The sequence below is a fragment of the Ochrobactrum quorumnocens genome, from assembly GCF_002278035.1.
Lineage (GTDB): Bacteria > Pseudomonadota > Alphaproteobacteria > Rhizobiales > Rhizobiaceae > Brucella > Brucella quorumnocens.
Genome location: NZ_CP022603.1, coordinates 1,859,767 through 1,882,850, shown reverse-complemented (window position 1 = coordinate 1,882,850; position 23,084 = coordinate 1,859,767). Strand labels below are relative to the sequence as shown.

Here is a 23,084-nt window from a genome sequence, read left to right as displayed (position 1 = left end):
AGTTGGCCCCTTCAACGACTTAAGATGGTAATCGCGGCAACGGCTTCTTCGTACTTGTAGAAACCGCCTCCGTTCTCAGCGATTGCGACACGAGCCCCATCTACCTGGCGAGGTCCAGCCTCCTCGCGGAGCTGCATTACCAGTTCATGAATCTGAGCAAGCCCGGTGGCACTGATCGGATGACCTCGGGAGATAAGGCCTCCCGATGGGTTCACCGGGATGCGCCCGCCGATCGTCGTTGCCCCGCTTTCCGCCAGACGCCCGCCTTCGCCGATGTCGCAGAAACCCAGGTTTTCCGTTTGGAGAATTTCCGCAAAAGCAGATGCGTCGTGGACTTCGGCAAGGTGCATATCAGATGGCTCCATGCCGGCACGCTCATAGGCCTCGATGGCCGCCAATCGCCCGATATGCTTACTGGTATCACGCGGATCGCGATCGGTTCCGCCTCCGATAACCGAAGCGTCGATGCGAATTGCGCGACTACGGTCGAACTTGTGTAGCGCTTCCTTTCGGCAAAGAATTACCGCAGCGGCCCCGTCGGAGACGGGCGCACACATCGGAAGGGTCAAAGGCCAGGCGATCACTCGAGACGAAAGCACCTCTTCGACGGACACGGCATTCTGATACTGTGCGAACGGATTTTGGATCGAGTGCTGATGATTTTTGGCGGCGACTATGGCGATTTGACGTTGGGTTAAACCAAACTTCGCCATGTGATGGCGCGCGATCGACGCATACATATCCATGAAGACGCTGCGGTTACCGGTGGCGTTCTCGTATGGCTCGGGGATGGCCATATCCTGACCGAGTGCGGAAAGGATCTCAAACGTTTCATCTCGTGTCGCGACGTCCCAGGCCCCATCAAAGATCGAAAGGCTCAGCGCCTTGTCCGTATGAACCATTTTCTCGACGCCGACAGCAAGCGCGACGTCACATTGCCCCGCGAGCAAATCGACATAGGCCAGATGAAAAGCCGAAGTACCTCCGGCACATGCGTTCTCGACGTTGAATATTGGCTTTCGCTGAAATCCCAATTCACGTAGCGCAATCTGGCCAGGAATCATATGCTGGCCTTCCATGATCGATTGGGTCGAATTCGAAAAAAACAGCGATCCGATCGAATCTGCACTCGTTGACGCGTCGCTCATGGCAACCTCGACCGCCTGGCGCGTCAGATCCTTGACGGAACGGTCAAGCATCTTCCCGAATGGCGTCATACCCACGCCGACAACAAAAATCTCACTCATTGTGCTCTTCCATCAAACAGTCTGGTGCTGAACAAACCCATAGTTTCTAACACTCCAATGCGATTATCTGGCTAACCAAGTCGACGAACATGCGTAGATATTATCAATGCATTTACGAGCGCCATACATATCGCTCTGTTTCAAACCTGAGACAGCGCAAGCTTTGTGCCAAAGATCATCGACTGTCGAACATTGAAGCGAGCAGGGTCGATCCAAAGGGTATTCATACGGGGTGCGGATTCCCTCTTTACGCTCCGGTCAAAGCTTTAAGGGGAGCCGTCGCGAACGAACTCCTCAACGGCTTTCCGATGCGGTTCCCGCTCGCTGGAAATAACCTCATATGCGAGGGACGCATCCATTATGCTGGCAACGAGTTGCTTTAGAGAAATGTTGACCGCGATTTTAGTGGTCTGAATGGCCAGTTGTGGCAGGCAAGCCAACTTGTCCGCGAACGCTTCAACCGCTGAATCGAGTTCTTCCAATGGGAGTGCGTGGTTGATCAGGCCAATTTCGGCCGCCTTCGCCATCGTGATGAGATCACCGGTCATCAGGTACTCTTTGGCTCTGGCGTGACCAATTAGCTGCGGCCAGATCACGGACGAGCCGTCGCCTGCTGTAAGCCCCACGAGAACGTGAGGATCGCCGATTTTTGCGGTCCTGTTCCCGAAGACGACGTCACAGAAGAGCGCCAGAGTGGCTCCGAAGCCTGTCGCGTGACCATTCAGCTTTGCTATGATGGGTTTACGGCAGTCGAGAATGGAACCGACGATGCGCTTTGCTTCCGGAATAATGCGATCATAGAATGCTTGTTCCCTGACGAGATCCTGCATGTATTGAACATCCCCGCCGGCGCAGAACGCCGAGCCATTTCCGGTCAAGATAATCACGTCAGTTTCCCGGTCGCTGTCCAGATCATAGAAGATGTTCGCAAGCTCTCTATGGAGCGTTGCATCGGTAGCATTGCGTACCTGTGGGCGGTTCAGCGAAACGGTCGCAATCCGTCCTCGGCGCGATATGGTAAGGCTCTGATAGTTCTGCAAAGGCTGCTCCCTTTCCTTAAACCTGACTGTAGCAACGTCAGCGAATGCCCGATCCTAATGTCGCTTCGCTTGATCACGGAGACATTACTAACCCCGTCGATGCACGTTTTTTTGCGCTATGGCTGGAAAGCGGTCTCGTCAGGAGAGTTGTCACTCGCAAGTCCCGAGCCAGAGGCGGATATCATTCGCCAAGTATGCCGATTGATTAACTGAAGCTAAATAAGGCACCTCTCCTGTCCTTGACAACGACAGATGCGCGACATTTTGACTTCAAAAAATACACTTCAGGTGATCAGAACCAGCGCAAACTGAAGCAATCTCTTTGAGACCTCTTGTACCAAAACCCCAATCGCCAGTCGACGTTTGGCATGGTTATTGCGGCAATTTCAATCAAGCAGTGCTCAAGCTGTCAGAAAGATGGGAACGACTACCGGAGGAATAAAATGTTATCTCGCAGAGCTTTGCTTATCGCAACAGTCTTGGGCGCAACTTTTGCCTCTGATGGCGTAGCCAGCCAAGACTATCCTGAAAGGCCGGTGACTATTGTCATGCCGTTTGCGCCTGGTGGCCTCGGTACGACCGTTGCAACTTTGTTGGGAAATGAGCTCGCGAAAAGGCTCGGCCAAAATTTCGTCGTCGAACATCGGGAGGGCGCTGGCGGTGCGATTGGATTTCAGTATGTTGCGAGGGCAGCCCCGGATGGCTACACGCTGCTATTGGGAACGATAAGTACCTCGACCATTTTGCCTGCAATGCGCAAACTTCCGTTTGACGTAAAGGCTGATTTCCAACCTCTGGGCCAAGTGGCTTCCAGTGCAAGTATCGTTTTCGTGCCGTCAAGTAGCGATATTCGGACCCTTGACGAGTTGATCGCGTTTGGTAAGCGCGATGGCTCAAACGTAACGTGCGCGCATGCCGGTGTCGGATCTTCTCAGCACCTGTCTTGTGTTCTCCTCAATGAGACGGTCGGTGCGCACTTCACACCGATCGCATATACAGGGTCGTCTCCTGCGCTCGTAGGCCTTGCTGGCGGTGAGACAACCATGATGTTTGGACCTCCATCAGGCATCGACTTCGTGAAGGATGGCTCGCTGAGGGCGATAGCTGTGACTACCGAAAAGCGGCTCGAAAGCTTGCCGGAGGTACCAAGCGCTATAGAGGCCGGGGTCGCAGATGTCACCATTGACAACTGGTGGGCTCTTTGGGCGCCTGTTGGCGTACCTGAGGATGTCGTGACCAAAATCAGCGCTGCACTTATCGATATCAGTAAGACAGAAGAATGGCTGGAAGCCCTGGAAAAACTCAGAATGCTCCCCGCGAGTGATCCGTCCACTGAACGTCTCCAAGCGCTGATCTCGCTTGAGCTGGAGAGGTGGCGTCCGATCGTTGATGCATCGGGAGCGGTGCAACAGTAGTCTGAGATTGGCATCTAGACGGACGTGGAGGGCGGCGTAATTTAATCCCTCCCGCTCATTCAAAAGCAGCATCCTATGAGCGTGTGAAGGAGGATTGAATGCTGGGAACCCCAAATGGGACTTCGCTTGGATCGTCAGGGAAAACCCGCAACCTATGGGAGATAGGAACGGCAGCTCTCCTTTTGGCAACGGGTGCCGTTATCGTGATCGAGAGCCTTCGGTATCCCCTTGGTACACTCAGGCAACTCGGCCCGGGCGCAGTCCCGCTTGCAATCGGGAGCATACTGTCCGTATTTTCCATCCTGATTGGAATCAAACAACGCCGAAGCGAAACGCAACAGCCTCAAATATCATGGCGTGCGTCGGTGTGCGTGATTGCCGCCATGCTGATTTGGGCAGCAACCGTTAATTCCCTTGGATTGGTGCCTGCTACGGCACTGCTTGTCGTCATCAGTTGTCTGGGCGTCAGCCCTGTCAATCCTGTGCGGACCCTGGCGCTGTCAATCGCCATTCCAGCGATCGGATACCTCGTTTTCATTTTGGGGTTTCGCCTTCCCATACGTGCGTTCGGCTGGATGTGACCATGGACCTTACAAGCATTGCCGCTGGCTTTTCCGTCGCACTTTCGTTTGAGGCTTTATTATTTTGCTTCATTGGCGTCACGATCGGAACTTTCGTCGGAGCGCTTCCTGGCATCGGCGCCTTGGCAGCAATATCAATGTGTCTGCCATTAACGCTCTATCTAGAGCCGACCACCGCCTTGATCATGCTGGCGGGCATTTTTTACGGTTCGCAATATGGCAGTTCAATTTCGTCAATTTTGATTAACATCCCCGGTACTGCGACGGCGGCCGTGACTTGCCTGGACGGTTACCCGATGGCGCAACAGGGGCGCGCGGGGCAAGCGTTGTTCATCACGGCCGTTGCATCATTCGTAGGCGGATCTCTCGCAATCATCCTACTCATGTTGTTTGCACCTACCTTGGCCAGAGTATCAATCCATTTCAACTCGGCCGACTACTTTTCCGTGATGTTGTTTGCGCTGGTTGCTTCTTCGAGTGCTGGAGACGGTAGCCCGATCAAAGGCATTTCGATGGTGCTTTTGGGCATCGTGTTGGGTTTGGTTGGCACTGACGTGACTTCGGGTTACTACCGATTCACATTCGGCCTATTCCATCTTACCGACGGCATTAGCCTGGTTGCCCTGGCCATGGGACTGTTTGGGGTCGTGGAAATTCTCAATTCAATCGGGCAAAAGTACACGGTCCGAGTAGATCCGAAATCGATCACAGTCCGGGGGATGATACCCACGCTATCGGAAATGCGACGATCGCTCATGCCAACGCTGCGAGGTTCTTTCTTCGGGTCAGTCATGGGAATATTGCCCGGGACGGGAGCTACGATCGCTACTTTCATCTCCTATATTGCTGAAAAACGGATAGCGAAGCATCCTGAACAATTTGGCAAGGGTGCAATCGAAGGTGTCGCAGCGCCAGAAGCCGCAAACAACGCAGCTGTCCAGGCCGCCTTCATTCCAACACTTAGTCTTGGGATTCCCGGTGATGCTGTTATGGCCATACTGCTGGGCGCTATGCTGCTGCATGGGGTCACACCGGGGCCACAACTCATATCAGAGCACCCCGACATGTTCTGGGGGTTAGTCGCAAGTTTTTGGGTTGGAAACGTACTGTTGCTTGTACTCAATATCCCATTGATTGGCATCTGGGTGAGACTGCTTTCGATCCCCTATTACGTTCTTTACCCCGCAATGTTGTTTTTTATCTGCATTGGCGTGTTCAGCATCAGAGGCAGCACCTTCGATGTAGCGGTCTGTGTCGTCGCCGGTGTATTAGGTTATGCCCTTACCGCAATGCGTTACCCGATCGTCCCGCTTCTTCTTGGCTTCATATTGGGACCGATGATCGAGGAGAACTTCCGGCGCACCATGCTTATCTCTGCCGGCAACCCATCCGTACTAGTGGAACGTCCGATTAGCGCGGTGTTTCTAAGCCTCTCATTGTTGATCCTTTTAGCTCCCCCATTGCTTAAGACGATCGGAGGCGTCCCGCGGCTTTCCAGAGGGAAGCGCAGAAAGACCAGCGTCTGATGGCTTAACCGAAAAGCATAACGGGGTGTCAAGGTCAGCAGCATCTATGATGTTGGACCATTTTGTATCCCTCCGACTTACAGGTACCTAATTCCGGTGTTCGGCTGAAAATAGCTGACATAGGCAATTTTGCCATTTGATAATGTCTCGACAGAGATGCAACAGACAGCGGTGTGTTATGGATGACTTTACCGACAGGATTGCATTCATCACGGGCGGAGCCTCGGGGATCGGGCTCGCTTTGGCGCGGGCTTTTTCATCGGCGGGCGCAAATTTGGTGTTGGCTGATATCAACGGTCCACGACTTGAGGAGGTCGTCTTAAAATTTAACCGCGACGGAACGGAAGCGTTAGGGGTCGAACTCAACGTCGCCGATATCGAATCGTGGAAATCGGCTCGAGCGCAAACGGAGGATCGCTTCGGTGGAATCGATATTCTTTGCAACAATGCGGGTGTGGCACCAGCTAATCTTCCCTTCGAACAAATCTCTGACGAAGACTGGAATTGGATCGTTGGTGTCAACTTGAATGGGATTCGCAACGGCATAGCGACCTGGTTGCCTGCGATGAAGCGGGCCGGAAGACCCGGCCATATCATCAATACGGCCTCCGTCTTGGGCCTGTTTGCTACCGCCAATGCGGCAGACTATGTCGCATGCAAATACGCGGTGGTTGGCATGTCCGAAGCATTGCACATGGAACTTTCTGACACACTGATCGAGGTATCAGTCATTTGCCCCGGATTCGTCGAAACACCACTGGCGGCAGATCGAGAGGTCCACAAGCGATTGAGCGGTATTGTTTCCACGTTGTCTCGAGAGCCTTCCAGCAGGATTGGCGATCGCGCTGCCCTTCTTCCCGACCGCCTCGGTACCGACGTTCTGAACGCCCTTCGCAGTCGTCAGTTCTTGATACTTCCACAGCCCGAATATGCACGTGTAATCGATAGCAAATATGGGAGAATACGTCGCGAATATGGCCTGTGCGATGCAACCGGAGAGGATGTAGCGGCGCTCGGAGGTGGAGAGCTCGGATGGCACTCTGGGCCTAGCCGACCAAGGTAATACGGATGCAAAGACGACGCCTTGTCCATTTTTTAAGGTCTCAGCCAATTTGGATTCAGCATTGATTGCTGCGCCCGTGATCCCTGCTGCAAGGCAGTTAGGGTCGTTGTTTGACCATCAACACGATCGAAAGGTTCCTCTATGTCCACCCCAGAAATTGTTATCGCAGCCCCGGTTCGCACTGCTATTGGGGCTTATAACGGCAAGCTGAAAGGCATGCCGGCCACCGAACTCGGAGCACTTGTTGTCCGCGAGACCCTACGCCGGTCAGGTCTCGAGGCCGGGCAAATAGGCAGTGTCGTTCTCGGCAATGTCGTCCAGGCCGGCAACCGGATGAACCCGGCACGTCAGGCATCCATCGGCGGCGGCCTGCCTGTCTCCGTTCCAGCGCTGACGGTCAATCGTGTCTGCGGCTCCGGCGCACAAGCCATTCTTTCAGCCGCGCTGGAAATTGTTGCCGGTGATAGCCTGGCTGCGATCGCTGGCGGGATGGAGAATATGGATCGAGCACCCTATTTGCTGGATGGCGGACGCTGGGGATACCGCATGGGACCTGCCCAGATTCTGGATAGCATGCTGACCGATGGCCTCAATGATGCCTTCTCGGGCGAGCACTCAGGTTGGCATACCGAGGATCTGGTGGCCAAGCTTGAGATCGGTCGCGAGGCGCAGGACGCCTTTGCGGCGCGATCCCAGCAGCGTTTCGCAATAGCCAGCGCGGCTGGACATTTTGCGGACGAAATCTTGCCCGTGGAGATAATTGGTCGGAAAGGCACGGAACTTTTTGCGATCGACGAAGCGCCCCGCCCTGACACGACCATGGAAACGCTGGCCCAGCTGAAGCCTGCCTTTCGCAAGGATGGAACCATCACTGCGGGCAACGCGCCGGGTCTGAATGCCGGTGCGGCAGCAGTGGTCGTGGCGGAGCGTAGCTTTGCCGAAAGAGCCGGCGTCGAGCCTGTCGCACGTCTAGCCGGTTATGGCGTTGGCGCGATCGAACCCGGCCTCTTTGGACTAGGCCCCGTGCCGGCGGTGCAACGCGCCCTCGACAAGGCGGGATGGTCGCTTGGCAAGGTTGAGCGTTTCGAAATCAACGAAGCCTTCGCCGCCGTGCCACTCGCAATCATCAAAGAAATGGGGCTGCCAGAAGACATCGTCAATGTTGATGGTGGTGCAGTTGCCCATGGCCACCCGATCGGTGCGACGGGTGCGATCCTGACAACCCGTTTGCTGCATTCGCTGCGCCGCGACGGCCTCTCTAAAGGCATCGTCACGCTTTGCATCGGAGGGGGACAGGGAATTGCACTCGCGTTCGAACTCATTTGAGCAAGGCTACATTATGCTCATATTCCAGCTCGCCGATCCCCCATAACTGCCGCTCGTAACGGAAGTAGGCGATAACTGAGGAAGACGGTACTGAGAGCGGCGTTGAGAAAGTCTGGCATGGCGAGCTTAACGGCATGTCCGTCCGCCGAATGGGCGAACTGGTAGATTGTCTCGTGGCTGACGGAGGTCGAATGGCGCTCCAGCCGCATCCGGCCCGCAATCTGCTGCGGCGACCAGCCGTATAAGATCCGGTCGATGACGGACTGCCTGACGTGCAAGAAGCGCGAAAGCTTCCTCTGTGCGTGTTTCAGTAATTCCCGGACAGTTTCTTCACTAAATAGCGGACACGTGTTTCAGTAATTAGCGGACAGTGATTTCGCTAATATGCGGACAGTTTTTGAAGTGTGTTTTGCGATCGCCACGCAGCATGATTTCCTTATGGTTTTTCCATGGAGTTTTCATGCCGCGCAGGAAGCAAGCGAGACGTATCAACGTGAAGGACATACGATCAATTCTGCGCCTGAGCTATGAGCAAGGGCTATCTGTTCGTGAGATTTCGGAACGGCTTGAAATCGGAAAGACTGCCGTCAGTACGTATCTGCTGCGTGCCCGTGAAGCTGGTATCTGCAGTTGGCCATTATTGTCTGCCTATGAGAATGATAATGCGCTGGAACAACTTGTGTTCAAGCGTGCGGGACGACCGCCTCAGGATTTGAGCATTCCGGATTGGAGCACGATTGCTCGTGAACTTAAACGCAAGGGCGTAACATTAACATTGCTTTGGCAGGAGTACCGGCAAGCGCATCCTGATGGATACGGCTTCACATGGTTTTGTACCAACTACGCCGCTTTTGCTTGCAAGATAAACCCGTCCTATCGCAACCGTCATGAGGCGGGTGCTGTAATGCAGACAGATTATGCTGGGCAAACGCTACCATTGATTGATCCGAAGACCGGAGAAATATGTCAAGCGCAGGTATTTGTCGCAGTACTTCCTGCTTCCAATTTGACCTTTGCCTATGCCAGTCTTAGCCAGAAGCTACCTGATTGGATCGAGGGGCAGATTAGAGCTCTGTCGTTCTTTGGCGGCGTTCCTAAAACGATTGTCTGCGACAATCTTAAAGCCGGTGTCGCGAAGCCACTTTGGTTCGAACCAACCATCAATCCTACTTTTGCAGCCATGGCAGAGCACTATGACACCACTATTCTGCCGACGCGTTCGCGCAAACCGAAGGACAAAGCCAAAGTCGAAGGCGCGGTACTGATTGTCGAGCGCTGGATACTTGCACGACTGAGGAACCGGACCTTCTTCTCCCTGTCGGACTTGAATACAACTATTGCTGCCTTACTGGAAGATCTCAACAATCGTCCAATGCGCCATTACGATAAATCCCGTCGTCAACTCTTTGAGGAGATTGAGCGCACTGTACTATCAGACTTACCGGAAGTGCCCTTTGAATATGCTGAGTGGAAGACGGCAAAAGTACATCCCGATTATCATGTCGAGGTCGACAAGACATTTTATTCGGTTCCGCATAGCTTGATCGGTCAAAAAGTGACTATTCGTCTTACGCACCGCGTTATTGAGATATTCGTCGTTCTCAACGCAATGGTCATGTCACTATCAATGAGCATATGCCCAAATCTCATCAGCGCTACGCTGGCCTGAATGCAGCAAGCTTGGTTCGACAGGCGGAGAAAATCGGCACAAGCACCGCTATATTCGTTGAACGGCTCATGCATGACAAACCACATCCTGAACATGGCTTTCGAGCCGTGATGGGCATTTTATCTTTAGCACGGCGCTATGATCCGCAACGGCTTGAAGCTGCATGCGAACGCGCGCTGACTATTCAGGCGCTTTCATATTCTTCGGTCAATTCCATTCTTAAATCCGGCCTCGACAGGGCAAAGCCTGTCGCGGAAACCGGTCAATCGCTTCCACCACACGTCAATATTCGTGGTCGGGGCTATTACCATTGATACAGAGAAAGATCAGATATGCTTACAAACCCCACCCTTGAACAAATGCACGCGCTTGGTCTACCCGGGATGGCGAGCGCTTATCGTGAATTGGCGGAACACGACAATAGTCATGAACTGAGCCGAGATGAATGGCTTGGCCTCATGTTCGACAGAGAAGTGGCCATGCGTGCCGATAAACGCCTGACAAACCGACTTGCAGCGGCAAAGCTACGCTTTCCACAAGCGTGTATCGAAGATATTGATTTTGCAGCATCTCGAAAGCTTGACCGACGCAACACAATGGCCCTGGCACAGGGACAGTGGGTTAACAATCATGAGAACATGATCATCACTGGTAAAACCGGAACAGGAAAGTCCTGGCTTGCCTGTGCATTTGCCCGGCAAGCTGCACGCCATGATCACTCAGCGCTTTATGTGCGAGCACCCCGTCTGTTCGAGGACCTGGCTGTTGCGCGTCTTGATGGGCGCTTCCCACGTCTGATGGACAGGCTTGCAAAAGTACAACTCCTAATCCTCGATGATTTTGGAACACATGCCCTTACTGAGCAGCAGCGTCTTCATTTATTTGAAATCGTAGAAGAACGCTATCAACGCCGATCAACCCTCATAACAGCTCAAATCCCCGTGTCAGCGTGGCACGACGTCATCGCAGATGCCACCGTAGCCGACGCAATACTCGATCGTATTGTCCACAATGCACATCGCATCAACCTTGAAGGAGATAGCATGCGAAAGCAAAAAGCAGGGGCTGTCTTGACGCAAACTCAAAACGCAGAAATCATCACTGAGTGATCAACAAATGACTCGTAAAACATAGAAACAAAAACTGTCCGCAATTTAATGAAAACAATGTCCGCATATTAGCGGAAACGCTGTCCGCTTTAACTGAAATACGCACTCTGCTTGGCGCGCGCTTGCTAGCCATGTCATGCGCCCTCACGCAGTGGTAGCCGCTCAGTTCAGGCCATTCCTTGTCGATGAATACATTGGGACTGCGCTCGCGGAAAATCGTCGAACGATGCCGCCCGAGCTTCTCAGCGATGATATCCACTCAGGCCGACCTGGCACCAACGCGCGATCCTGCGACGTTCATTAAGGTCTATATGGGAGCAGGAGTAGGTGCATTCCATTGAAGTTTTCTTGCAATTGATAACCTATTGGCGTCATTCGCAAAGTCGCACTTCATCTTTGAACCCACCAGGCCATCCTCGTGGATCGTATAAAACGAGGAAATATATGACTATGTCGCATTCTTGCCTTAGTGGAAATGGAGCGCCCCGCTGTATGACATGCAGGTCGCTCTCACCAGATATTAAGGAAGTCAATCGTCAGAAAAGCTTGCTCACTCTCAAGAGATATGAAGTATCAGACTGGAACCCACCCTTCACATCGAAATCATGGTTGACCTGCCCCAGAAGCTGCCAAGTTGGAGTGACCCAATAGGAGACAGCGCCACGAATTTGCTGCCGCTCAGAGTTGAAACCGCTGGCAATGCCGTTCAGCTTCTGCTCACCGCCCCACGAGGTGCCCCAGCCACCCGAGAATGACAATGTGGAAGTTACGGCATAGCTGAGCCAGGCTTGGGCGGCGTATGTCGGATCCTGCGCCAGAACGCTTCCATTGCCATCGGCATTCTTGTTGTCTCGATAGAAGGAGACGTCGATCGCGCCTTCCAGGAGCCAGTTATCTCCCAACCCATAAGAACCGCTCATTTGCAGTGCGTACGACGTTCGATTGGCTCCCGGGTTGAGTGGGTCAAAGCCATTGTATTTACCCGTAGGGACACCCAGATAGGCGATAAAGTCCAAGTTACGCTTCGTCGCGAAATCATTGTATAACCCGTAAGTGAAGGCAAGCGTCGTATCCCCAATACCATCCGTCTCATTGAGTGGAACGCCCGCAAGGCTTCCGTCTCGTAAGTCGACATAAGGGATAATGCCAGTGATCAATGCCTTCTGACCTGGGATATCGAAATAATAGGTCAGGCGCTGAGCAATCGCAAAAGACTGAAGCGATCCACCAACGTCAGCGCCATTGAGATATGCGCTGTTTGACTTGCCAAAACTGAAATACTGGGTCCAAATGGCAGTTCCAGGTGGTGCCGTCAGCACGTCATATGGCTGGATGTCAATCGCGTGAGACTTATCTGCTGCCAACCCAAAAAACGCGAGCAACGTCCCCGCAAACGTGTATCTCAAAAGCTTCATTTCAACCTCTCCCAAGATTTTGATTTATGTTGAAGCCAAGAGACATCGGATCTTATCATCCAAGCCATCGGCTTATTGCTTTCCCCACCACTGTTTCCAGTGTCTTTCTGATGTCACCAATGAACTTTGGGTCAACTCGCGAACGGCCCTTCGGTTAGGCAAAGCAAATTGTTCAGCGTCGCTGAACTGAGCCAAACATCGCATCCGATAATTCAGTTCTTCTCAAGGCTCCACGGCTTGCCGTCTCGCCGGCTTGAGTGCCGCTCATCCCCTTTTTTTCAGGCAACACAACGCCGAGCCTCTCCGTCGCCGCAGAGACTGGCACTCCGTGCCTTGTTCAGCAAAACTGTATCCTCATCCACCCGGAAGCACCGTTTCCGCGACCTGTAGGACGCCCCACAGAAGAGCGATCGCGCACCTTTACCCCAAAGCACCCGTGCTATTTGACTGTTCTCTTCCCTTCGTCGGTTCCGCGTCGAGGATAATAGTTTTGGGTTCCAGAAAGCCCCTGAGCCCCTCGCTGCCGCCTTCACGGCCCAGACCTGACTGTTTGAAGCCACCCGCTGCGATGTAAAAATCTGTGCGGAACGAGTTATGTCCTACAGTGCCTGATCGCAGTCTCCGCGCAATTTCCCATGCGCGGTCTGCGTCATCGGTGAATACGGACGCATTGAGGCCGTAAGGACTATCGTTGGCAACGGCTATTGCCTGCTCGTCATCATCGACCGGTATCACACTGAGCACGGGGCCAAAAATCTCGTCTCTGGCAATCGTCATCGCGTTGTCGACATCGGAAAATACAGTCGGCTCCACGTAGAAACCCCTATTCAGCCGGTCCGGGCGCTTTCCGCCCACAACGAGTCTTGCCCCTTCGTCCCGGCCCTTGGCGATGTAACTCTCAACCCGGTCTCGTTGGCGCGAAGAGGCGAGTGGCCCCATATCTGTTTCTCTGTCGAACGGATCGCCAACCTTTGTAGACAGAAATGCTGCCGAAAGGGCTTCAATGAGCTGGTCCTGACGCGTCCGTGGCACTATGAGCCGCGTGAGTGACGAACAAATCTGTCCCGACAACACACGTGCTGATTGGGAAATCGATAGGGCAGCCTTCTCCACATCGTAATCATCGAGAATGAGGGCAGCCGATTTCCCGCCGAGTTCGAGCGTGCAGCGCGCGACACGTTCGCCACAAATGGAAGCGATGCGTTTGCCGACGGCACTCGAGCCCGTAAATGTAATCTTATCGACATCAGGATGGCGAACGAGATGCTCCGAAACTTCGCGGTCTGCGAGCACAACGTTGAACACACCAGACGGAATGCCGACCGCAGCAGCGGCCTCAGCTATAACCCAGGCCGGACCGGGGGATTCGGGCGACGCCTTAACCACTACCGTACAACCTGCCAAAAGGGCTGGCGCGCATTTCCAGACAGTTAGCCCCAGCGAGCCGTTCCAGGCGACGATCGCGCCGACGACGCCCACTGGCTCATGGACAAGATAGCCATGGTTGCCCCCACTGCGCGGCTGATGCCTTTCGACAAAGGGGAAGCGTTCGGCGAACCCGGCGTAATAGTCGAAGACAGCTGCAGAGCGTGGCACGGAAGCGTTCGCAATTCTGCATGTCACACCCACCTCGGATGTCCAGATATTGCTCAGGTCCGGAATGCGTGAAGACAATTCTTTCGACAATGCCCTGAGATATTCTGCCCGTTCGGCATGTGTCAAACGAGGCCACGGCCCCTCGTCAAATGCAATGCGTGCGGCTCCAACCGCCTTGTTGATATCCTGTATATTTGCCGCTGCGAACCGGCCGAAAACCTCTTCCGTTGAAGGGGTAACGACATCGAGACGATCACCAGACTCCGGTGCCACCCATTCACCACCTATGTAAAACGCACCGGGTTGCCGGATGCCGTGCGGCTGGCCGCCAATTGATGTTTGAGACATGAAATCCCGCTCCTTTGACTGTTTCGTCTTCCCAGGACTGCTCTTGGGAACATGGTTAATCGCGCACGAAGCGCCTTTCGAGATCCAGATAGAAGTCCACCCCTAGGAACTGCAGCAGCCCGGAGCCGGCTTCCAGGCGTTCTGGTTTCTCCTGAAATAACGATACCCTTCCGGTGGACTTCAATTCTCCAAGAGCGATCATCATTGCCGTCGCCGCAGCATTGATTGTGCCAGCTGAGAGAGAGATTAGCTTTACTCCGATCGCGCCCAGATCGAAGGCGGTATAGCCACCTGGGGGAGGCCCCACATACATTACGTGGCCATCGATATCGGTGACGACCCTCTCAATATGCCTCATCTGCTTATCTGGCGGCAGATCGTGGAAGGATGCGCCGTTGAGCTCGATCATCATCGGCAGGACACAGTCTACGCCCGTAGCCAGGTACTCGTTGGCCCTCATGATCTGTTCGTCGTAACCGATGATGTCTGCATCGGTCCTCGCAATGATAATGAAGTTGGTATTACTCCTGGCCTCCAGGGCCACGGCATAGCGATCCTTGGCTTCCTGGAGTGCAACTACTTTCCGACCTGGAAGCAACGGGCATTTCTTTGGCAATGTCTGGTCTTCAAGGTGAATGCCCGATAGGCCTGCGCGCTCGGCCAGGCGAACGGTGCGGTGAATGTTCTGCACACCGCCAAATCCGGTATCAACATCGGCGATGACAGGAATATTGACCGCGTCGGTAATGCGAGCCGACTGCTCCACAAGTTCCGTCAGCGTCATTAACCCGATATCAGGCCCACCTAAGTGAGCGCCTTCGAGCGCGAACCCGCTGATAGCGGCGGCCTCAAAGCCGGCACTTTCTATCAGCTTCGCTGACAGCGCGTCATAGCAACCCGGCATGTAAATCGCTCCAGGTTCGTCCAGGCGCTGGCGCAAGTTCGTCTTTTCAGAAACGTTCAAAATAAGCTCCTAGACCGATGGCGACTGAGGAGCACCGGCAATGATGGTCTCAGCACGAGCACGGATGCGCTCTGTAAGTGGCGGGTGAGTTAGGATGTTGCATCGGTTGGCGCGGATACCCTCGATGACGATGCGGCCGACATCCTCAGGCCAGATATACTGCCATGGCTCTGTGGCAAACTCGACAGGATCCTGCCTCGCAGCATTGGTGGGATCGTCGATCGAAGGGTTGACGACCTCGCTCACATAGCGCGACCAGGGAACAACATCGCGATTACCCGATCTGTCTGTCTCAGTCCGCCAACGTTCGCTCGTTGGAATGTCTGTCTTAACACCGGCCGGATGCAACAAGCTGACGCCGATGCCGAAGCCGCGAAGCTCTTCCCTGGCGCTATATGAAAATCCATCCACTGCTGATTTGGACGCACAGTATGCAGAATGACCTGCAACGGAAACAATCGACCCGACCGATGATGTGTTGACGATGTGTTTTACGCCTGGCCGGTCGATCATGGATCGAACAAAAGCCATATGGCCATGAACCACGCCCCAAAAATTCACATCCATGATCCAGCGAAAATCTTCGAGACTTGTATCCCAGGATGCCCGAAATGGCCTCAGTGTAACTCCAGCATTATTCACGAGAATGTCCACCGACCCAAATTCGCCAAACGCGCGTGTCGCCAACTTTGTTACGTCATCGAAATTTGACACATCGACTTGCTGAGCCAATCCTGCAACGCCTAGTTCGCACGCATCGGAGGCAACTGTTTGAGCCGCTTGCGCATCGATATCAGCCACCAGGACATTTGCGCCGGCACCGGCAAGTGCGAGTGAGATTGATCGACCAATACCGCTTCCGCCCCCCGTTACGACTGCGTTCCTGCCGAGAAAATTTTCCAAGTGTAGTGCCTCTCATCGATGGCCTCAGCTGCATCTAAGCGAGACTTGATGTTTGTCACGCAAAGTCCGTGCCACAGATAACTGAGTTCAAGCTGAAACATGTATTTCGGAAGGGTATGTCCTTGGCGGATACACTGTTGGGGTGAATTGTCGTCGTCATACGCATATGCGTGTTTGTTGTGCGGCAACAATTCTTGACGGGCACTCGGTGCCGCGGTGGTGGCTGGAGTGCGCAGGCTTTCGTCGCATCGCAGTGCAGAGATGCCGACTTGGCACAGAGCTTGCGAGTTAGCACTGCAACGCAAATCATCCGCGCCCGATTAGCAGGCGCAACAGTACTCACTGGGAAAAGGTAGACTATGGAAAAGGACCTGAGCAGCTATGACACCGATCTTGTGCGGCCCGAATGGTATCCGTCTGGCGAGCACCATGAGATATTCCGTCGCCTACGCGACGAAGACCCGCTGCACTGGGCCGAGCCCGATGATTATGGGCGCAACTTTTGGGTCGTTACACGCTACGACGACATGAAGGCAATCCTGAACGATGCAATGACCTTTAGTTCGTCTTTCGACAGCCGTGTTCCGCGGTCGGGGCGGCGATTGACTACCCTGCAGAGGCGCAAGCTTATGTGGGACGCCAGCGTCACACTCATGGATCCGCCGCTTCACACAGTTATGCGGCAGCCCATGAACAAGCACTTCAGTACGCCTATGGTCGGTCGCATGCGCGCCGATATTGAAAAGATCGTAGACGAGATCATCGAAGATATCCGCAAAAAGGGGACGGCGGATGTCGTCGACGAATTCGCAGCCGTCCTGCCGATGCATGTGGTGTTCAAGATGCTGGGTATCCCAGAGAGTGACTGGGATGAACTCGGTCGCTTCGCATGGCAGGCTTTCTCTCCCGCAGATCCACGTGGCGCAATCCCTGGGAAAACTCACGAAGAAACGTCATTCATTGGAATCGAAGCGATCGGCGACTATTCCATGCGCATGGCGCGCGACAGATTGGCCAACCCGCGTGATGATCTGGCTTCGATCATCGCCCGTATGGTGGTCGACGGCACGCCGCTTGATGAGCACGAAATCGCAGGCTGGTTCCTTTTGCTCATTTTAGGCGGGCTCGAAACCACCCGGAATGCAATTTCGGTCGGGATGTGGTGTTTTCTTAAGGATCCGGAGCAGCGACAGTTACTGATCGATAATCCAACGCTGATCGACGGCGCCGTAGACGAGATTCTGCGATGGACCACTCCGGCGAGGGGACGGCTACGGGTTGCCCGCGCGTCTTACAAGATGCATGGCAAAACGATCAATCCTGGGGACTGGGTTGTCCTCTTCGCAGTTTCTGGCAACAAGGATGAACGCAAGTTCGACAATCCGCACAAGTTCGATATCCGTCGCACTCCTAATGACCATCTCTCCCTCGGGGAAGGCATTCATGCCTGCTTGGGACGCGCTCTTGTGCGATTGGAACTGAAGGTACTGTTTTCCAAGATTTTCTCTGCTTTTCCCGATATCGAATTCGCCGGCGATGACACTCCGCACTGGGTCGTGGACCATCAGGTCACCGGCCTTAGTCAGTTGATGGTCAAATTCCAGTGATTGCCTCCACCTCCTTAGCAGATGAACAGAGGACCGTGGCCGATGGTTGAGATAACTTTTGTAACAGAGAGCGGCGAGCTAACCCTAAATGCAGTCGAAGACACCTCCGTGATGTGGAACGCTGTTCAGAATTCAGTGCCCGGCATTATCGGAGAGTGCGGTGGAGAGCTGTCATGCGCAACCTGTCATGTCTATCTTGACCCCGCTGCAATCAGTCGGCTACCGGCGCCGACGCTGGCCGAGACTGAGATGCTTGAGGTCTTGGAAGCTTATACTGAATGCTCACGCCTGTGTTGTCAGATCCGGGTTAACGAAGCTCTAAAGGAAATGCGCTTTCAAGTGGCGCCGCAGGAATAGAACATGGGAAACGCTTCTCACAGCTCAATGCCAGTGGCGCACGCCACGGCCAGGATCGTCGAATACCTCTCTCCGGGGAAACTCGCAATGCGGGAGGTACCTCTGCCGGACATGGGCACCGAGGATATGCTAATCCGTGTGGCCTTATGCGGTGTCGATGGCTCCGAATTGCACATGTATCGGGGCGAACTTGGGTGGATCAATGACCTCGCCCCCCTGACCTTCGGTGATGAAATTGTTGGTACCGTTGAGGCAATCGGTGAGTCCGCAAGCCGCGCACGAAATTTGAGCGTAGGAGACCGCGTAATTCTGGAGGCTCGTTGGCCATGCCACAATTGCGACTCCTGTCGGGCAGGGCAATACTATCTTTGCGACCAGAAGGGCAAAGGCACCGGCTACGGGATTACGTCCAACCGGAAGGCTCCTCAGCTTTGGGGTGGATACGCCACGCATGTCTTTGTGCCCAAGGAGGCACTGGCATACAAATTGCCCGATGGGCTCAGCGATGGTGCAGCATTGGTTGGCGGCTCCCCTTTGGCCAACGGTATGCGCTGGGTTACTTCGGCGGGAGTGAAACCTGGCGATCATGTTGCCGTTATCGGTCCCGGACCACAGGGATTATGTTGTGCTGTCGCTGCCATGGAACTCGGCGCCAATGTCACCATGGTTGGCCTTGAGACCGATGAACTCCGCCTGGATCTGGCTCGGCAATTGGGAGTGACCACGACACTGGCCATGGCGCGAGATGCCGACCCCGATCTGGTCGCGCAAGATCTGTTGGCGCGTAGCGGTCAGGCCAATGTGGTGATCGATCTGGCGGGCGTTCCCCCTGCGAAGCGATTGGCGTTCCGGTTGCTCGCCAAAATGGGGACGTTTGTGAACGTCGCCATATCGTCGCCGGCCGTTCAGCAGATCGATTGGGTAGAGCTGCTAATGAAGGAAATCCGTTTGCTCAGCTTTGCATCCCATCCCAATTTTGTGGAAGCAGGGCTGCAATTGGCGCTCGACCTTCAGAAGCGCGGCGTCGATCTTGCCGGCTGGGTCAGCGAAACCTATCCCCTCGAAGAGGCAGAGACAGCGCTGAAGGCTGCAGCTCATGAACTAGACGGGCGGCCGATTAAAGTGGCCCTGCGTCCAGCTCCGCTGTGAGTTAATTGGAACGGTAGCGATACCGACAAAAAGGACAAAGGTTCCAGAGTGAAACGCGCAACCAACAAAGACCTTTATCAGGGTTACGGCATGTACCTTTTGACCTCCGTGCGCATGTGCGCCGTCCTTTAATGAGTAAGCTGATGGATTCTCAGAATGCTATTAGAGCCGATTATGTGGTGGTGGGAGCTGGCTCAGCCGGCGCGATTGTTGCCTCACGCCTGAGCGAAAACCCGAAGATCAACGTGGTTTTGATTGAGGCTGGCAACAAAGACAGAAATCCCTGGCTGCATATTCCCATTGGTTATTCCAAGACCATTGGAGATCCTCGGTACGACTGGTCTTACAAGACCGGACCTGAGCCCGGACTTAACAACCGAATGCTACACTACGCCAGAGGAAAGACCCTCGGCGGATCAAGTTCAATCAACGGATTGGCCTGGACGCTGGGTAGCCGGCACGATTACCAGCGTTGGGTCGAGGCAGGTTGCGGCGATTGGGGGTATGAGGCGGTTCTTCCATTTCTCAAGCGGCTCGAGGATTTCCCTCAAGGCGGCGAGCATCGAGGGAAAGGCGGCCCGGTCAAGGTCGAGATCAACGCGGGGCGACACGACTGCATAGAGTTGTTGCGCGAATCCTGTGCGGCCTATGGCCTGCCGGAAATGCCTGACCCTAACGCGCCCGAGGCGATTGGGGTGGGGCGCATGCAGACCAATGTGCACCGCGGAATTAGACAGAGCACGTCTCGCACCTATCTTGACCCTGCACGAGCTCGCTCGAACCTGGAAATAGTCACCGGGTCTCTTGTTCAGCGCGTGGTGCTGGAGAACGGAGCGGCGGTCGGTATCGAAATTCAACGAGATGGACGCACTGAAACGATCTACGCTGAAGCTGAAGTCATTCTCTGTGCGGGGGCAGTGGGTTCGCCATTGCTGCTGGAGGGGGCCGGTATCGGCGACCCTGAGCGTCTCAGCAGTCTGGGAATAGACATCCGTGCGGAAAGCCGTGAAGTCGGTGAAAACGCAAGAGATCACATGTTGTTGCAGACCAAGCTGCGTTTACGTGGTCTCAAATCCCTTAACGGCACCGACAAGGGGGTTGGAGCAGTTTGGAGCGGCCTACAATATATGTTCGGACGCCATGGACCGCTCAGTCGGACACCATCGGAGTTAATTGGGTTCGTCAGGCTGTTTGCGGATGAAGGCCCGCAAGACCTTGAAGTCTACAGCAATGCGATGACGTACCAGTTCAAGCAGGTGAGAGGCCAGATCAAGGCTGTTCTCGATAGTGCTCCCGGCATGAGTTTTAACTGCTACCAAAGCTATCCGCGCAGCAAGGGTCATGTGCATCTCACCGCGACCGGGCAACCGTCAATTGTCGTCAATTACCTTACGGATGAATTTGACCGAAAGGCCGCGGTAGCTGCACTCAGGTTGCTGCGAGCGATCAATGCAATCCCTCCTTTAGCTGACCACGTCGTCGGCGAGCTTGCTCCTGGCAATGATGTCGGCGACAGCGAAGAGGAACTGCTTGCCTACGCCGCACAAACCGGGGCAACGGCCTTTCATTTGTGCGGCACGTGCCGTATGGGGAGCGATTCAAAGTCGGTGGTTGACGAACAGCTTCGCGTCCGTGGAGTTCGGCGACTTCGGGTGGCAGACGCTTCGATAATGCCGGCTATCATTGGAACCCATACCAATGCTCCTGCCATGATGATAGGCGAGAGAGCCGCGGCCTTTATCTGCGGCACCGATTAGGCAGGGGCGCGCACCCCATGGAATTTGGTAAGGGCTTTGAACTTTGTTCTCCCCTTCCCTCCTCGTCCAAAGCCAGGTTCCCGCTAAAGGTGGCACCAAGTCACCTATCCGGCAGCGGGTCCTGACCCGCGGTCCAGCTTGGACCGGCATAATGGCTGTCATCGGGAAAACGTCGCGCCAGATCGAAAGTCGACATCCACGCGGGATAACGGACCGGCTCTGCGCTAAGAGATTCGAGGAGTGCGACGTCGTCTGGTTCAAGCGTGATTTCGAGAGACCCCAGATTTTCGTTAAGCTGCTCGACTGCTCTGGCCCCCACGATGACGCTGGCGACCGCTGGGCGGCTCAGAAGCCAAGCCAGTGCAACTTGCGGGACAGACGCTTCGTATCGGTCCGCCATTTGCTGCAGGGCTGCAATAATCTGCAACGCCTTACCCTCGTCGACGGGTGGAAATTGATTGACAGCTCCCCGTTTGCCGCGCCTGGTGCCGGCAACTGGCCCGGATAAAGCTCTTCCGGAGAGTAGCCCACCGCCCAGTGGGCTCCAGCACATCATGCCGACGCCCTGGTCCAGCATCGCCGGCACCAACTCGTCCTCCACTCCACGGCCCACCAGCGAGTAATAGGCTTGAACCGTGCAGAAGCGCGTCAATCCCTCCTTGTCGGAGACGCCCAGTGATTTCATCAGCTGCCATGCAGCCAGATTGGACGCACCGATATAACGAACCTTCCCCTGTCGAACGGCGTCGTCTAGCGCGCGGAGCGTTTCCGCGATCGGAGTGAGCCGATCCCATCTATGTATCTGGTAGAGATCAATGTAATCTGTTTGCAGTCGTTTCAAGCTTTCTTCCAGCGACTGCATAATATGTATTCTGGACAGACCGACATCATTCGGCCCCGGACCGCTACGTACGTGGACTTTGGTCGCCAGTACGAGATTCCGGCGGCGTGGTCCCAAAATCTCCCCGAGGATCTCTTCAGACTGCCCGCCTGTGTAAACGTCAGCTGTATCGACAAAATTGATGCCGCTCTCAAGCGCTCGGCCGACAATTCTGTCAGCCTGTGATTTGTCCACGCCCGCAATCCCGTTACTTGAATCGAAGCTTCCACCAAAGGTCATTGTCCCGAGGCAAAGTCGGGAAACAAAAACACCTGTCTGTCCAAGTGCGCTATACATCATGGCTTTGTCAGCACTCCATACCGAATTGCTCAGGCGCGCCTCTGTTCGGCCTGCCTGGCGCGATGATTTGTGGCGATCTCGTTATACGCGGCACGCAACAGCATCAGGTCAGCGTTGTGCACCACCAGGTCCGCATCCTCGGAGTTGAACTGAACGGTCATGAGAAGCTTCCCTGCCGCCCGCGCCGCCGTCCTGACGGATATTGCCGCCTGCAGGACCTCCGGGGCATCCAGCGCGCAACCCTTGTCCTGCGCGAAATCAACGCGCCCGAAATAGGCCACGTCTATGCCTTCCACGGCCATGATCTGATCGACGCATTCCACGCCCTGGACAGTCTCAATCAGCGGTATGGCCAAGACGTTGGCGTTGTTCGTCTGCCTGTAGTCGTCCCAGTTGTCATAGCTGAAACCTGCGCCCAATACGGTGGGGCACGCGCCGCGCCCCCCCGGAATGTAGCGCACGGCCAAAGCGAGCCGCTGGGCATCTTCTACGGATTGCACTTTGGGTGCGATCACGCCGTCCGCCCCGGCATCCATGGCCGCCTGGATTAAGGTGGAGCGGTTCTCAAGCACCCTTACGAAGACGATCATGCCACAAGACCGCGCGGCCAAAACATGGCGAGAAACGGTTTCTATGGTCAACGGACCGTGCTCCATGTCGATAACCACGAAGTCGAGCCCCACTGAGCCGGCAATAGCCGTCGTCATGGGATCGACCGACATCACCATCGTGCCGATAGCCTGTCTTCCCTGTTCCCGCATCTGCTCAATACGTGTTCTAGCTGAACTCGTCATTTCAATACCCTTCAATGTTCAACCCAGGAGCCCCTGTA

General features: G+C 54.8%; 18 protein-coding genes and 3 pseudogenes. 11 read left to right on the top strand and 10 right to left on the bottom strand.

Annotation, left to right across the window (positions count from 1 at the left end; all coding sequences use genetic code 11):
* Positions 1-11: 11 nt before the first annotated feature.
* The gene (locus CES85_RS08875; protein WP_095445531.1) at positions 12-1,247 is read right to left on the bottom strand and encodes a thiolase family protein; all 1,236 of its coding nucleotides are present in this window, start codon (positions 1,245-1,247) and stop codon (positions 12-14) included.
* Positions 1,248-1,513: 266 nt separating this feature from the next.
* A complete protein-coding gene (locus CES85_RS08870) occupies positions 1,514-2,287 on the bottom strand; it encodes an enoyl-CoA hydratase/isomerase family protein (protein WP_095445530.1) in 774 nt (257 codons plus the stop codon).
* Positions 2,288-2,730: 443 nt separating this feature from the next.
* Between CES85_RS08870 and CES85_RS08865 the strand changes: the two genes are divergently transcribed.
* The 5 genes from CES85_RS08865 to CES85_RS08845 all read left to right on the top strand — a co-directional run bounded on the left by CES85_RS08865 (position 2,731) and on the right by CES85_RS08845 (position 8,198).
* Entirely contained in the window at positions 2,731-3,702 is a 972-nt protein-coding gene (locus CES85_RS08865) for a Bug family tripartite tricarboxylate transporter substrate binding protein (RefSeq protein ID WP_157743442.1), read from the top strand.
* 98 nt (positions 3,703-3,800) lie between these two features.
* Complete coding sequence (locus tag CES85_RS08860; protein ID WP_095445528.1) at positions 3,801-4,283, top strand: tripartite tricarboxylate transporter TctB family protein; 483 nt, start codon at positions 3,801-3,803, stop codon at positions 4,281-4,283.
* 2 nt (positions 4,284-4,285) lie between these two features.
* Entirely contained in the window at positions 4,286-5,809 is a 1,524-nt protein-coding gene (locus CES85_RS08855) for a tripartite tricarboxylate transporter permease (protein WP_095445527.1), read from the top strand.
* A gap of 178 nt (positions 5,810-5,987) precedes the next feature.
* Positions 5,988-6,872: an SDR family oxidoreductase gene (locus tag CES85_RS08850; protein WP_157743441.1), complete on the top strand. Its 885-nt coding sequence runs from the start codon at positions 5,988-5,990 to the stop codon at positions 6,870-6,872.
* Positions 6,873-7,013: 141 nt separating this feature from the next.
* Positions 7,014-8,198: a thiolase family protein gene (locus tag CES85_RS08845; RefSeq protein ID WP_095445525.1), complete on the top strand. Its 1,185-nt coding sequence runs from the start codon at positions 7,014-7,016 to the stop codon at positions 8,196-8,198.
* Positions 8,199-8,320: 122 nt separating this feature from the next.
* On the opposite strand, the pseudogene CES85_RS28300 reads toward CES85_RS08845, so the two are convergent.
* A pseudogene (locus CES85_RS28300) lies at positions 8,321-8,494 on the bottom strand (IS30 family transposase); the annotation flags it as partial.
* Positions 8,495-8,658: 164 nt separating this feature from the next.
* Between CES85_RS28300 and istA the strand changes: the two are divergent.
* A pseudogene (gene istA, locus CES85_RS08835) lies at positions 8,659-10,181 on the top strand (IS21 family transposase).
* Between the two features lie 18 nt (positions 10,182-10,199).
* The gene (gene istB, locus CES85_RS08830) at positions 10,200-10,976 is read left to right on the top strand and encodes an IS21-like element helper ATPase IstB (protein WP_095445478.1); all 777 of its coding nucleotides are present in this window, start codon (positions 10,200-10,202) and stop codon (positions 10,974-10,976) included.
* Between the two features lie 118 nt (positions 10,977-11,094).
* Here the strand turns inward: istB and CES85_RS28295 are convergent.
* The 5 genes and pseudogenes from CES85_RS28295 to CES85_RS08810 form a co-directional block, all read right to left on the bottom strand.
* A pseudogene (locus CES85_RS28295) lies at positions 11,095-11,314 on the bottom strand (helix-turn-helix domain-containing protein); the annotation flags it as partial.
* 198 nt (positions 11,315-11,512) lie between these two features.
* Positions 11,513-12,391 carry a transporter gene (locus CES85_RS08825; protein ID WP_095445524.1) on the bottom strand — a complete coding sequence of 293 codons (879 nt, stop codon included), beginning with the start codon at positions 12,389-12,391 and terminating at the stop codon, positions 11,513-11,515.
* A 420-nt stretch (positions 12,392-12,811) separates the two neighbouring features.
* Complete coding sequence (locus CES85_RS08820) at positions 12,812-14,335, bottom strand: aldehyde dehydrogenase (RefSeq protein ID WP_095445523.1); 1,524 nt, start codon at positions 14,333-14,335, stop codon at positions 12,812-12,814.
* 55 nt (positions 14,336-14,390) lie between these two features.
* On the bottom strand, positions 14,391-15,299 hold the full coding sequence (locus CES85_RS08815; protein ID WP_095445522.1) for an isocitrate lyase/PEP mutase family protein: 909 nt from the start codon (positions 15,297-15,299) through the stop codon (positions 14,391-14,393).
* 9 nt (positions 15,300-15,308) lie between these two features.
* Positions 15,309-16,202 (bottom strand): SDR family NAD(P)-dependent oxidoreductase, encoded by an 894-nt coding sequence (locus CES85_RS08810; protein ID WP_095445521.1) that lies wholly within the window; start codon positions 16,200-16,202, stop codon positions 15,309-15,311.
* A 359-nt stretch (positions 16,203-16,561) separates the two neighbouring features.
* Here CES85_RS08810 and CES85_RS08805 point away from each other — a divergent pair, with 359 nt between their 5' ends.
* The 4 genes from CES85_RS08805 (at position 16,562) to CES85_RS08790 (ending at position 21,072) form a co-directional block, all read left to right on the top strand.
* Positions 16,562-17,809: a cytochrome P450 gene (locus CES85_RS08805; protein WP_095445520.1), complete on the top strand. Its 1,248-nt coding sequence runs from the start codon at positions 16,562-16,564 to the stop codon at positions 17,807-17,809.
* Between the two features lie 21 nt (positions 17,810-17,830).
* Positions 17,831-18,166, top strand: coding sequence for a 2Fe-2S iron-sulfur cluster-binding protein (locus CES85_RS28250; RefSeq protein ID WP_350340778.1), 336 nt, complete (start codon positions 17,831-17,833; stop codon positions 18,164-18,166).
* A gap of 87 nt (positions 18,167-18,253) precedes the next feature.
* The gene (locus CES85_RS08795; RefSeq protein ID WP_167388261.1) at positions 18,254-19,315 is read left to right on the top strand and encodes a zinc-dependent alcohol dehydrogenase; all 1,062 of its coding nucleotides are present in this window, start codon (positions 18,254-18,256) and stop codon (positions 19,313-19,315) included.
* Positions 19,316-19,458: 143 nt separating this feature from the next.
* On the top strand, positions 19,459-21,072 hold the full coding sequence (locus tag CES85_RS08790) for a GMC family oxidoreductase (protein ID WP_167388260.1): 1,614 nt from the start codon (positions 19,459-19,461) through the stop codon (positions 21,070-21,072).
* Between the two features lie 100 nt (positions 21,073-21,172).
* Here the strand turns inward: CES85_RS08790 and CES85_RS08785 are convergent, their stop codons facing one another.
* Both CES85_RS08785 and CES85_RS08780 read right to left on the bottom strand, forming a co-directional pair.
* Entirely contained in the window at positions 21,173-22,252 is a 1,080-nt protein-coding gene (locus CES85_RS08785; RefSeq protein ID WP_095445516.1) for an aldo/keto reductase, read from the bottom strand.
* Between the two features lie 29 nt (positions 22,253-22,281).
* Entirely contained in the window at positions 22,282-23,046 is a 765-nt protein-coding gene (locus CES85_RS08780; protein WP_095445515.1) for an HpcH/HpaI aldolase family protein, read from the bottom strand.
* Positions 23,047-23,084: the final 38 nt, after the last annotated feature.